Below are 12930 nucleotides of genomic sequence, written 5' to 3'. Positions count from 1 at the left end.
CTAAAGCCTAAAAACAAAAAAATAAGGTTCTTTGGCTTTAAAAAAGGTGTTTTTTTGAATAAAATAGCCCTGTAAATTGAATCATTACTTTAAAGATTCAATTTTAAGCAAATATTTTTGATATATCGAAAAATTGAAATAATTTTGCAAAGGTCTCAATAAAGATATGTTTTTGTTTGTGTAATTATTAAATAACTATGTTGTCTTTTGAATAACCTTTTTAAATAACATTTAAAAACAATATAACTATGAGAAAAAAAATTAAACAACTAAGTCTTGTGATTGCTTTACTGATAGCAACAAAATTTTTATTTGGACAGAACAATTCAGAGCAAGCAAAAACATATTTCGGCAAAACACTTGACAGCAAAGCATTTCTTGAGCTTTGCGTAAAGTCATTGCCAACAATTGATGATTGCAAACTGATTTTTAAAGGACAAAATGCTTACACTTATTATGGATTTATTACGGACTTAAAAAGCAAATTTCAAGAAGAACTAAAGAGGCCAATAGAAAAATTTGTTGATTTGAAAGTTGAGTCGTTTACAACAGAGGATGTTCTAGCTGGTAAAGGTAATTATGTAGGCGGTATGGAAAAGATAGCTGACAAGTTACAACTTGCAGTAACATTTTATAAAATCTCTTTGCTAAGAGAAAAAGATGCAGAATTTGGTGTTGCTTACAAATATTGGGTTAACATTAATGGCAAATGGATTTTTTTTCCTAAACCTTGGACAGCATTTGAAGAATAAAAATTATTAAAGCATAAAAATGACTATGGAAGCAAACTACGGAGAAAAAGAAATTATATCCTTACTAAAAAAGGTGAGAATTTTCAATAAAGAAATTGGTTCGTTTCAAAGTTTTGCCATAACCGAAAACTTTGATTATGCAGTTAAATTGTCAAATGGCATGATTTATTTTAAATTAGAAGATATCCAGGATGACGAACGTGACTCTCTAACTCCTGAACAATTAATTGCAATTGCAAATCGTTTTGTTTCTTCTAATTCTCAGACAACTTCTCAAGAAAAAACGTTCTCTTCTTTATCAATTTCTTCACAGCAGACTAAAACACCCCAAAAGCAAAGTGGTATTAAAAAGACAATTATAATAATTTCTATTGTTTTGATTGTTGTAATAGTAGGCGGAATAACAATTTTCAGTAAATTATACAACAGTAATGATAATTCTAAACAAGAAATTTTCGAAAAATACAACACAAATGATAACAGCTCGGAAGAATCCTACGAAGAAAAAGTAATGACAATTGAAGAAATAGAATATTCTCAACCGACAAATTTTTTATCAGCTGATGCAACTTATAGGGAAAATTTTTGGGGTGATAAAATTAAAGTTAAGTGTTCTATAACAAATAATGCAACTGTTGCAACATATAAAGATGTTATGATTAGAATAACATATTACACTAAGACTGGTACTGAAATAACAAGTGAGGAACATGTCATTTACGAAGTTTTTCCTCCAAATTCTACAAAGACGGTTGAGCTTAAAATTGATAATTATGCACACGTTAACTCAATTGATTGCGAAGTTATTGGTGCTTCGCCATACGAATTAGATAGATAAAATAGTTATTATAAACAGCGGTTGGAGTAATAGCGGATTTAGTGTTGATTGACAGTTTTATCCCCACCCCTTCTCGTCCTTGTTTATTCGCTTCGCTTCCTCGATAAATCGGAACAGCTTCGGAAAGAACTAAAAGGAATCGCTTATTAGTGTTTCGAACAATAAAACTTACAATGCAGCTTTTATAACCTCGCAAATTCGAGAAATTTCGTTTTTGGTAATACTGAGTGGTGGAGCTATACGAATAGCTGTTTCGTTAAATAAAAACCAGTCTAATAAAAGTTGCTGATTAAAAGCCTTCTGAATTACCGCTAAAACATGGTCAAAACGATCCAACTCAACGGCAATCATTAAGCCTAAACCGCGAACTTCTTTTATTTTATCATGTTTGAGTAACGATTTGAATAATTGTTCTTTTTCACTCACGGTTGCCATTAAATGTTCGTTTTCTAATGCTTCGATGGCAGCGAGCGAAGCAGCACAACTTAATGGGTTGCCTCCAAAAGTTGTCATGTGTCCCAACATAGGGTTATGGGTAAAAACCGACATTACTTCTTTGGTAGCTATAAAAGCTCCCAGGGGAAGCCCGCCACCTAAGGCTTTTGCCAAGATTAAGACATCGGGGGTGATGTTGTAATGCTCATAAGCAAACATTTTACCTGTCCGTCCCATGCCGCTTTGTATTTCGTCGAAGATTAAGAGGGCACCCACCTTTTGGCAATGCTGCTTAAGGGCAAGCAAAAAGTCTTTACGGGCAGGAATGTAGCCAGCTTCGCCTTGCACTAACTCAACAAAAACGGCTGCCGTTTTTTCGCTGATAACCTGTATGGAATCAATGTTGTTGAATTCGATAAAAGCCACATCTTCAATAAACGGACCGTAGGTCTCCTGATAAGCATGGCTTGACATTAAACTCATAGCGCCTGTAGTGCTGCCGTGGTAAGCGTTTTTACAAGCTATCAATTGCTTTCGTCCTGTGTAGCGACGTGCCAGTTTTATGGCTCCTTCTATAGCTTCGGCTCCGGAATTGACAAAATAAACCGAATCGAGCTTTTGTTGGGTTAAGGCTGCTAATTTTTGTGCCAATAAAACTTGAGGCGACTGCACATGCTCGCCATAAACCATGGTATGTAAATATAAGCCTGCTTGCTTTTGGATTGCCTCAACAATTTTGGGGTGGCTGTAACCGATATTTCCGACCGATATACCCGAAATGCAATCTAAATAAGGTGTTCCGTTGGAGTCGTATAAATAATTACCCTTTGCTTTAGTAACTTCAAAAGCTAAAGGAGTATCGGATGTTTGAGCTACATGATTAAAAAATAATTGACGTAAAGGAAGTTGCATTTTTATTTAAGTATCACATTCAGGTCGCGAAGTAAATCATCTTTATACGATTTTCCAATAGGCAATAAACGTGTTCCTTCGCTGGTTTTAATAATAACGGAATTCTCTTCAATACCTTTTATTTTATGGATGTTGATAATGTACGAGCGATGAATACGTTTAAATTTAGATGGAGGCAATTTTTCTTCAATCGACTTCATGGTAAAGTGTATGGTGTATTTTTCGTCGTAAGTATTGATGATGATATAATTTTCTAACGCTTCGATATAAACAATATCATTAAAATTCAATTTTAACAAAGTGGCGTTTTTCTTAATAAAAATTTCGTCGCTTCCGGCATTTTCGTTATTCGGTTTTTTTATCGCCATAAAATCGTCAAGTTTTTTAAATGCCCTATCTACCGATTTGTAAAAACGTGCATAGGTAAAAGGTTTGAGTAAGTAATCGGTAACCTCATATTCAAATGCAGTAACAGCATACTTATCCTTAGCCGAAACAATAATAATCTGCGAATCGGTTTTCTTTAGGGTATTTAAAAAATCAATTCCATCCATATCGGGCATTTCTATGTCAAGAAAAATAAGGTGAACAGGTTCTGATAATTGCGTTAAAGCATTGATTGCCTCAATAGCATTCGAATAAGTTTGAAGAAGCTTCAGCGAATCGGTACGTTTAACATATTCTTCAAGCACTTTTCTCGACATTTTATCATCATCAATAATAATACAATTCATCGCCATAAATATATGTATTTAGGTTATTGGTCTATTTGGGTTTTTATTTCGTCAAAATAATCTCTAAATTTACAAACATTTTACGTTAAAAATAAAATAGGGTTATACTTTATGAGGATTTTTTTAAAGAACAGTATTATTCTTTTAATAATCAGTTTGTTAAATGTTGTTTTGTGGGCTCAAAATACGGTTATTCTAAAAATAAAACCTTATTACAAAGAGTATTGTTTTGATCATTCTATTCAAATTTCTTCTTACCACCAACTTTTTTTAGAAAAAAATATTTCGTTGAAAAGGTTGTTCCCTAATGCAAAAGCACCAGTAAAAAACGACGAGCTTTTTTCTACTAAAATGGTTGATATATCGACTATTTACGAATTTTCGTGTACTACGGAGCAAGAGGCACAGTTTTTTGTTCAAAAACTTTCAAAACTGCCCGAAACAGAATATTGCCATATTAAACATTACCCCGAATTATTATACAGTCCCAACGACCCGGCTATTGGAGCACAATATTATTTAAATAACATCAAGGCTTATCAGGCTTGGGATATTTTTAAAGGAGATAGCTCCATAGTTATTGGCATTGTGGACACCGGTATTGAATTGGCTCACGACGATTTGTGGGAAAATCTAGCTTACAATGCTGCCGACCCTATTGATGGTAACGATAACGATGGTGATGGCTATGTCGATAATTTTCATGGCTGGGATTTGGGAAACAATGACAATAGTCCCGAGTGGAGCGAAAATACTATGGGTGCCGATGCACATGGTGTTTTTGTTACAGGGATGGCAGCACCTAAAACTAATAATGCAACAGGCATTGCAGGTACTGCTTTTAAAAGTAAATTTTTACCTATCAAAATCAATGATTCCACAGGCATTTTAACTAAAGCATACGAAGGTATAGTTTATGCTGCCGACCATGGTTGTAAGGTTATCAATTGCTCGTGGGGAAGTCCCGTCCCCGATGATTTTGGACGCGACATTGTTCGTTATGCTACTTACAATCGAAATTGCTTAGTGGTTGCTGCTGCCGGAAATAATGGCAATACCACCAACGATGTTTACTATCCTGCCGGTTACGACGAAGTTATGTGTGTAGCTGCTACCAACCAGTGGGATTTGAAATGGGTAAAATCGTGTTATGGACCGCACGTTAGTGTATGTGCTCCTGGCGAGAATGTGTATTCAACGTATGCACATAATTCCTACACCGTTGGTTGGGGAACTTCGTATGCATCGCCATTGGCTACCAGTGTTGCCGCTTTATGTTGGGGCTACAGGGGAAAAAATTTATTACCATTGCAAATTAGAGCTATAATAGAGCAAACTGCCGATAATATTGATACCCTTAGCGACAATATTCCATTTGCTTCACAACTTGGCAAAGGAAGGATTAATGCCTATAAAGCACTAACCGATACTATTTTTAAAGCAGTAAGGTTTATAAATTATCATTTTGCTACACATAACGACACTACATACCTAATCGGTTCTTTTTTTAATCTCTTTCACGAAACTCAACATTTATATGCGAAGTTAAGCTGCTCCAATCCTGATATCCAAATTTTGAACGATTCTCTTTATATTGGACATATTGATAGTTTAGGACAGTTTACAAATGATTCAAATCCATTTAAAATAACCTACCGTTCCGGTGCAAATTACGATATGGTGGCTTCGTTTTTTATTGAACTTACAGATGATGGATATACCGATAAACAATACTTAAAATCAACCATAAACCCTAGTTTTACGGATATAAACAACGACCCTTTGACACTTAGCGTATGTTCCAATGGTAGAATTGGCTATAATAATACTTATCCTTCGCAGGGAAGTGGAATTTTGTATCGCTCAACTACATCGCTCATTTCAGAAATGGGCCTTTTTGTGCTTCAAAAAAACAAGGCTTCGTGGTGTTTTAAAGGCAAGAATGACTTTAAAACAATGCTAAGGGCTGAAAAAAACGAAAACAGTTCGTTTATTGAGGCTCATTCGTTATTCAATGATTCTTTAAATCCCTTTCCTTTAGGAATTAAAGTTTATCATTCGGCAAAACTTTTTAAAACATTTCCCAACCAAGATTTTATTTGGTTAACCTATACCTTGCAAAACAACAATGAACAAAGCTTAGATTCGCTCTATGTTGGATTATTTTCGGATGTCGATTTGCTTAATCCTTTCCGCAATAGCAGTCGTTTCGATAGTTTATTATCTTTACTTTACATCTTTCCAAGTGGCATGAACAACATTCATGCAGGTATCATGCTTCCCGATACTTTCCAAAAGCACTTTTATGCTATCGACAACGACGGCACTAACGGCAGTCTGATGGTAAGCGATGGTATCAACCTAAACGAACTTATTCAATCTACTCAACAACAACGATATGATGCTGGAGGCATTTATGGTAACGATTTGTCGTACTTAGTCAGTTACGGACCTATCAATATTGAGGCTAACGATACTATTCAGTTAACGTTTATACTACCCTTTGGAAGAAATGAATATGAATTATTAACAAATGCTTCGTCAGCAAAAGAAATATTCGATTCAGCAATCTATGTCCCATCATTATCTCATTCACCTTCATTTTCATTATATCCAAACCCAACTTATGACCAACTTTTAATAAATCTTGATGAAAAATATTATACTCCAAATACATATTTAACAATATACAATAGTTTAGGTCAACGACTTATATACCAACCCTTAAACTGCAACCAAATACATATAAATGTTACAAATTTTGAACAAGGTATATATTTTATTCAAATTCAAAACGAGCATTTTATTTTAAATCGTTCTTTTTTAAAGCAATAATTTTTGATAAAAATGAAGGGAATAAACTTTTTATGCGTTTCCATATTTGTTTTTATATTGATAAACTTTGATGCGAAGTCGCAACAATATGAAGAACAAGACTCATCAATATCAAACAAAGTGTTTAAACTTGGTGAAATAACGATAACAGCACTACAAGAAAAATCCATTATAAAAGCAGAAGAAAACGAACAATTTAATAGGTTAGATGTCGCTCGTTCATTAGACCTTTTGCCATCGATTACACTCAATAATAATGGTGCAAGAAATGAAGCAACTGTTTATTTGCGAGGATATGATTTGAGGCAAGTACCGGTTTATTTAGATGGTATTCCTATTTACGTCCCTTACGATGGTTATTTAGACCTAGCTCGTTTTACAATTTTTGATTTATCTGAAATAGATATATCAAAAGGTTTTTCTTCTATTTTATATGGACCGAATACACTGGGTGGTGCTATTAACCTTATAACCAGAAAACCCAAAAATAAAATTGAAGTAACCGCTTTAGCTGGAGTTATGAGCGGAGATGGCTATAAAGGTAGTGTTAATATCGGAACAAACTTAAACAAGATCTATCTTCAAGGAGGATTTTCGAGTTTACAACAAAAATATTATCCCTTGTCACATGACTTTGATAGTGTTAAAACAGAAAATGGCAAAGCAAGAGATAATTCATATAGAGAAGATACTAAAGCTACCATTAAAATGGGTTTTACACCTAATAAACATGATGAATATTCAATTAGTTATATTTATCAACACGGTGAGAAAGGAAATCCGATTTATACAGGAAACGATCCCAGTATAAAAGTGCGATACTGGCAATGGCCCTTGTGGGATAAAGAGAGTATCTATTTTATTTCAAAAACAACCATTCGAGATAAGAACTATGTAAAAACAAGACTTTTTTACGATAAATTTAAAAACCAACTTAATAGTTTTGATGATGCTACTTACACTACACAAACTAAACCCTATGCCTTTCAAAGTTTTTATAATGATGAAACGATGGGAGCATCGGTTGAAACCGGTACGGAGTTTATTCCGAAAAACAAACTTAAACTATCGGTTCACTTAAAAAACGACAAACATAGCGAACACAATCTAAACGAGCCTATAAGACATTTTCAGGATAACACTTTTTCTTTTGGTGTGGAAGACAATTTTGAGTGGAACAATAAGTTGATGGTGATACCCGGCATAAGTTACAATATACGCCAAAGTATCGTAGCCGAAGATTATAATGCTACAACAAAAACCATTTCCAATTTCCCCAACAATCATAGTAATGCTTTCAACATTCAAATAGGTGTTTATTATAATTTTACCGCAAAACAACGAATAAGTGCAATTATTGCTCAAAAAACTCGATTTGCCACTATGAAAGACCGATATTCTTATAAAATGGGAACCGCTATTCCAAATGTCGATTTAAAGCCTGAAAATGCACTCAATTATGAATTTGCTTATAATGGTGTATTTTTTGAAAAGCTACAAGTTAAACCTGCTGTCTTTTATAGCCGAATATCCGATGTTATTCAAAATGTTTATAATGTGCTTCCGGGAAAAACTCAAATGCAAAATGCTGGAAATGCCGAATTTATTGGAGCAGAGCTTTCTACTACTTATGATATGGCAAAGAACATTAAAGCAAATCTTAATTATACTTACATTGAACGTCATAATTTGACTCATCCGGAATTAAAATTTACAGATGTGCCTAATCATAAAATAATGCTGTCTCTGTGTTACAAACCACTTGAGCAAATTGAAATTGTTTTGAGCGAAGAATACAATTCAGAAAGGTATAGCACTAGTTATGGGAATAAAACTTCCGAATTTACTTTATTTAACTTTAGAGTTGCTGGCAAAGTATGGAAATATTTGTATTTAGAGGTTGGCATCGACAATGTTTTTGATAAAAATTATTATTTAAGCGAAGGTTACCCCGAACAAGGTAGAAATTTTTACGGTTCATTGATATATAAATTTAACTAAATATGATACTTCAAGAATCTATTGATTTTATTTTACAACAAGAAAGTCATCGTATCGAACATTATACCATCGAACGTGTCTATATTGGAGCCTTGTTTACAGCGGTTCAGTTATCGTCTGGTTATTGCGGATTATCAAAGACAGAATTTAAAGGGTCATTACATCATGGGCATCGCAGTGAACCCTTTGAGCCAGGAACTTATGCTGGTAGTAAACTTATACAACTTTTAACTGCAAAAGAAACGAATGGCTTTTTAAATGTAGTTCAATTAGCTGCAATGAATGCACTTTCAGCCGAATGGATTTCAAAAGGCAATTATAAAATTATAGAAAATGCCGATCCACTTGAATTAGTAAATACAGATAGTAAACGTATTGCAATGGTAGGAGCTTTCTGCTCGTATATTAAAAAATTATCGCAGCAAAATTGTACTTTACGTGTGTTAGAATTAGACGAAAACGCTTTCGATGATGAAAACAAAAAGTATTACGTTCCTGCTAAACAATCGCGTGAAGTTTTTCATAATGCTGATATCGCAATTATTACCGGTTCTGCATTAGCCAATAATACAATGGATCAATTACTGTCAGAAATACCTTCAAGCGTACAGATCATAGTTGTAGGTCCAACCGGAGGCATTATTCCCGATTTTTTGTTCAAAAAAAATGTTGCTATAATTGGAGCTACTCGCGTTCTTAATCCCGAAATGCTTTTTAATATGATTGCCGAAGGTGCTTCGGGCTATCATTTATTCCGCCGTGGTGCTGCACAAAAAATTTGCATCCTTCATGAATCAAAATAACAACAACCTTTGGTTAAAGGCTGCTGTATTGGGTAGCTTATGGGCAGCCTCCGAAATTGTGCTTGGAAGTTTTTTGCATAACCTTAAAATTCCCTTTCGTAGCAATATTTTAACCGCAATAGGTATCGTTTTGCTTATTTCCGCTTCACAACAATGGCGAGAAAAAGGACTTATGTGGCGTTCGGGTCTTGTTTGTGCCATTATGAAATCCATTTCGCCCAGTGCTGTTATTTTTGGTCCTATGGTTGCCATTTTTATGGAAGGTCTATTGATGGAAGCGGCTATTATTGTTTTTAGACGAACAACTATCGGCTTTCTTATCGCTGGAGCTTTAGCTATGACATGGAATTTTATCCATTTTTTAATCAACAAATTCATTTTTTACGGATTTCAATTTTTCGATCTTTATCAAAATTCAGTACAATTCATAGAACATCAATATCATATATCTATATTAAACCTTAGTCAGCTTATCATGGTACTTTTGAGCATCTATTTTATATCGGGATTGGTAGTGGCTTGGATTGGGATAACGATTGGTAAAAAATCAGTAAAGCAAAGAGTGCCTTTAAAAAGTATTTCGGTAGATGAGGTTAACCGCATCAAAAAAACACCAACAACCTTAGTATTTAATTACTCGCTTGCGTGGCTTTTGATAGATATTTTGGGAGTGGCAGCTATTTTTATTATCATCTATTTGCTCGATTTTAAAATAAGCGTGATAGCAGGAATTCTAATTTTTTCTGTGTTTTTATTTCGTTATCCTCGCAACGTTAAAAAAATAATGAATGCGTTTTTTATGCTTTCGTTGTTGATTCTAATACTTTTTTCTATAGGAGTGGTTTACGCTAATCATCCATATCGTCAATCGCTGTTTATTGGTTTACAAAATGGGATAGAAATGAGTTTGCGAGCCATTATTTTAGTTGTTGGTTTTGCTGCCATTGGTACGGAGCTTAAAAATCCAGTTATATCGCAATGGGCTCGCCGTAGCATGTTTCATAAGGCAGCACAAGCTATAGAAATAGCTTTTCTTACGCTTCCAACCATTTTGAGCAGTATTCCGCCTTTAAAAATTTTTATCAAAAAACCTGCATTGGCTATTTATGAAATGATTTCGTACCTTGATTACTGGTTTGAAGAAGCCGAGCTAAAATACGTGGCTAAGAAAAATGTTTTAATTATTACGGGCAAAGAAAAAGTTGGAAAATCTACCTTTTTAGGAAAATTAGTTTATGAGTTAAAAGCTCGTGGTTTAGTGATAGGTGGCTTTGTATCGCCTGCTGTTTTTGAACAAAATCAGCACAAGGGTTATAATTTGCTTCATTTAATTAGTCAGCAAGAAATACCTCTATCGCGAACAGAGCCTATGGCAGGAGCTCCCAAAGTAGGAAATTATTATTTTAACCCACAGAGCTTAGAAGAAGGAAATCGTTGGTTACAAATCGAAAACATTGAACAGACCGATTTAGTCGTAATAGATGAAATTGGTCCCTGGGAGCTTCGTCGCCAAGGGTGGGCTAATAATCTCACTGCTATTGCGAAAAATTATCCTAATCCCATTATTCTGGTGGTGCGTGCATCAATTGTGGATAAAGTAATATCGCACTGGGGTTTTCAGGAGGTTTCGGTCATTGATATTGAGACCGATCAAAATCCATTGCAAAACGCTTTGCAGGTGTTAGATAAATGGTTGCGATAATCTACTTATTTTGGATGCTTTCATGTATTATTTTCCCATTTAAAATAACATATTCGGCTTTTCCTATTGTTTTTAATCCTTCGTAAATATTGCTATCACAATGTTGATGATGTGTATTTGCAGAAATAATGTCTTCAAATGTGGGGTTCCAAATTACAATATCGGCATCGGCACCTTCGGTAATAATTCCTTTTTGTGGATATAGACCAAATATTTTAGCAGGGTTTGTTGAGCATAGGGATACCCATTGTTGTAAATTGATTTTATTTTTGAGAACTCCGTATGTGTATATAAGTGCCAAGCGATGTTCGATACCCCCTGCACCATTGGGAATAATAGTAAAATTGTTTTTGCCAATATCTTTTTGCCCATATGTGTTGAATGGGCAGTGGTCGGTAGCTATAACAGCAATAGTTTCATCTGCGACTCCTTCCCATAACCCTTGTTGGTCAGATAAACCTCGAATAGGGGGACTTATAATATATTTAAGTGATTCGTATAGTGGCTTTTGATAAACCGAATCATCTAAAATAAGGTATTGAGGACAGGTTTCTGAATAAATGGGAATGCCTTTTTTTTGGGCATCACGAATCAACTCTACAGAGCGATGTGTTGAAGTATGTACGATATATGTTTTGCAAGCCGTTTTTTGAGCTAATGCTATAACTTTTTCAACTGCCGTTGATTCGACCTCATTCGGACGAGATAAGGCATGATATTCTGGACTTGTTTTTCCTTGCTGTATAAAATAGTTTTGTTTTTTTATGATTTCATCGCCTTCTTCGGCATGTACTGTAACTATAGCATTAAGTTTATGAGCTACTTTCATTATCTTTTCGAGTTCGGAATATTCAATGCCAATATTCCCTTTGTAAGCTAAGTAGGTTTTAAATGAGCGAATGCCAAATTTTTCTACGCAAGTTTGCATTTCATCGGCAGTATGGTTGTTCCATGAAGTAATACTCATGTGAAATGTATAGTTACAAATGGCATTAGCTGCTTCGTTTTGTCGTTTTTTTAGAGCTTCAATGAGTGATTCATTTTTTGCTGGTGTAACAAAATCGATGAATGTTGTGGTTCCACCATATAATGCAGCTAGGCTGCCGGTATAAAAGTCGTTGCTTGAGTATCCCGCTGGTGTTAATAAGTGCATATGTACATGTGCATCGATGCCCCCTGGAATAATGTATCTGTCTTGTGCATGGATAATATGGATGTTTTTATTTGGAGGTGTGATGTTGTTTTTTATTTCTATTATTTTTCCACTGCTTATATATAAATCGCTTATAATGTCGCAAAAGGGATCTATTATTCTTCCTTGTTTAATAAGAATATCCATAATAAAGAAACATTGTTTAAAATAGCAAAGATATAGTAGTTTTTTAAACTCAACTAAAAAATATATCTTGAAAGTTCTTTAATAATAAAAAGATTTTATATCTACATACAAAAAATTCTATGGTTATCATTGTTTAAATCAAACGATGTGAATGGTAAAGTATGATTTTTAGCCCCCTCTATAAACTAAATTATCATTGATTTTATATAAGGGCGTATAAATTGTTGAATATATATCGCCGCTGAATATTAATAGTAATAATTTTATTAAAAAAAATGGATTTCATTGAATGGTTCTGTTTTTATATGCTTACTTAATAATACCAATTTTTATACAGGAAAAATATGTTTTAATCTAAGAAAATTAACTATTAGTCAAAAAGGTAATAATAAGCTGAAACAAACAAGTAATAATGACGTATATATAGGTAAAAATACTTATATATGAAAACCGAGTCCTTTGCAAGGCTATTAACATGCAAATATGTGATTGTTAATAACTTATTGATGTTTTTATTTAAAATTCCAGAAATAATGGTTATTTTAGCGTTATGAAATTAGAAAAATCAGGAAATATGAC

General features: G+C 34.0%; 9 protein-coding genes. 6 read left to right on the top strand and 3 right to left on the bottom strand.

From position 1 onward, the window contains the following. Positions 1-248: 248 nt before the first annotated feature. Together HPY79_11385 and HPY79_11380 are read left to right on the top strand one after the other, a co-directional pair. On the top strand, positions 249-752 hold the full coding sequence (locus tag HPY79_11385; protein ID NSW46405.1) for a hypothetical protein: 504 nt from the start codon (positions 249-251) through the stop codon (positions 750-752). 25 nt (positions 753-777) lie between these two features. Then, the gene (locus HPY79_11380; GenBank protein NSW46404.1) at positions 778-1590 is read left to right on the top strand and encodes a hypothetical protein; all 813 of its coding nucleotides are present in this window, start codon (positions 778-780) and stop codon (positions 1588-1590) included. A 168-nt stretch (positions 1591-1758) separates the two neighbouring features. Here the strand turns inward: HPY79_11380 and HPY79_11375 are convergent, their stop codons facing one another. Both HPY79_11375 and HPY79_11370 read right to left on the bottom strand, forming a co-directional pair. After that, positions 1759-2937, bottom strand: a complete 1179-nt coding sequence (locus tag HPY79_11375) for an aminotransferase class III-fold pyridoxal phosphate-dependent enzyme (protein ID NSW46403.1) — start codon at positions 2935-2937, stop codon at positions 1759-1761. A 2-nt stretch (positions 2938-2939) separates the two neighbouring features. Further along, positions 2940-3671 carry a response regulator transcription factor gene (locus HPY79_11370; GenBank protein NSW46402.1) on the bottom strand — a complete coding sequence of 244 codons (732 nt, stop codon included), beginning with the start codon at positions 3669-3671 and terminating at the stop codon, positions 2940-2942. 111 nt (positions 3672-3782) lie between these two features. Here HPY79_11370 and HPY79_11365 point away from each other — a divergent pair, with 111 nt between their 5' ends. From HPY79_11365 to HPY79_11350, 4 genes are read left to right on the top strand one after another with little or no spacing between them, the layout of a single operon-like run. Further along, positions 3783-6506: a S8 family serine peptidase gene (locus HPY79_11365; GenBank protein NSW46401.1), complete on the top strand. Its 2724-nt coding sequence runs from the start codon at positions 3783-3785 to the stop codon at positions 6504-6506. Between the two features lie 12 nt (positions 6507-6518). After that, a complete protein-coding gene (locus HPY79_11360; GenBank protein ID NSW46400.1) occupies positions 6519-8507 on the top strand; it encodes a TonB-dependent receptor in 1989 nt (662 codons plus the stop codon). A 2-nt stretch (positions 8508-8509) separates the two neighbouring features. Then, the gene (locus tag HPY79_11355) at positions 8510-9310 is read left to right on the top strand and encodes a DUF364 domain-containing protein (GenBank protein ID NSW46399.1); all 801 of its coding nucleotides are present in this window, start codon (positions 8510-8512) and stop codon (positions 9308-9310) included. After that, positions 9297-11012, top strand: coding sequence for a DUF2478 domain-containing protein (locus HPY79_11350; GenBank protein NSW46398.1), 1716 nt, complete (start codon positions 9297-9299; stop codon positions 11010-11012). Before HPY79_11355 ends, HPY79_11350 begins: the two co-directional genes overlap by 14 nt. A 1-nt stretch (position 11013) precedes the next feature. On the opposite strand, the gene hydA is transcribed toward HPY79_11350, so the two are convergent. Beyond that, the gene (gene hydA, locus HPY79_11345; protein NSW46397.1) at positions 11014-12351 is read right to left on the bottom strand and encodes a dihydropyrimidinase; all 1338 of its coding nucleotides are present in this window, start codon (positions 12349-12351) and stop codon (positions 11014-11016) included. Positions 12352-12930: the final 579 nt, after the last annotated feature.

It is taken from the genome of Bacteroidales bacterium (assembly GCA_013314715.1).
In the GTDB taxonomy this organism is placed as follows: domain Bacteria; phylum Bacteroidota; class Bacteroidia; order Bacteroidales; family GWA2-32-17; genus Ch61.
This window is presented reverse-complemented; position numbering and strand designations above follow the sequence as displayed.

What these genes read in the sequence shown, in the direction of transcription:
- HPY79_11355 (NSW46399.1), top strand. Translation starts at nt 8,510, where the DNA reads ATGATACTTCAAGAATCTATTGATTTTATTTTACAACAAGAAAGTCAT.
- HPY79_11370 (NSW46402.1), bottom strand. Translation starts at nt 3,671, where the DNA reads ATGAATTGTATTATTATTGATGATGATAAAATGTCGAGAAAAGTGCTT.
- HPY79_11365 (NSW46401.1), top strand. Translation starts at nt 3,783, where the DNA reads ATGAGGATTTTTTTAAAGAACAGTATTATTCTTTTAATAATCAGTTTG.
- HPY79_11380 (NSW46404.1), top strand. Translation starts at nt 778, where the DNA reads ATGGAAGCAAACTACGGAGAAAAAGAAATTATATCCTTACTAAAAAAG.
- HPY79_11360 (NSW46400.1), top strand. Translation starts at nt 6,519, where the DNA reads ATGAAGGGAATAAACTTTTTATGCGTTTCCATATTTGTTTTTATATTG.
- HPY79_11350 (NSW46398.1), top strand. Translation starts at nt 9,297, where the DNA reads ATGAATCAAAATAACAACAACCTTTGGTTAAAGGCTGCTGTATTGGGT.
- HPY79_11375 (NSW46403.1), bottom strand. Translation starts at nt 2,937, where the DNA reads ATGCAACTTCCTTTACGTCAATTATTTTTTAATCATGTAGCTCAAACA.
- hydA (NSW46397.1), bottom strand. Translation starts at nt 12,351, where the DNA reads ATGGATATTCTTATTAAACAAGGAAGAATAATAGATCCCTTTTGCGAC.
- HPY79_11385 (NSW46405.1), top strand. Translation starts at nt 249, where the DNA reads ATGAGAAAAAAAATTAAACAACTAAGTCTTGTGATTGCTTTACTGATA.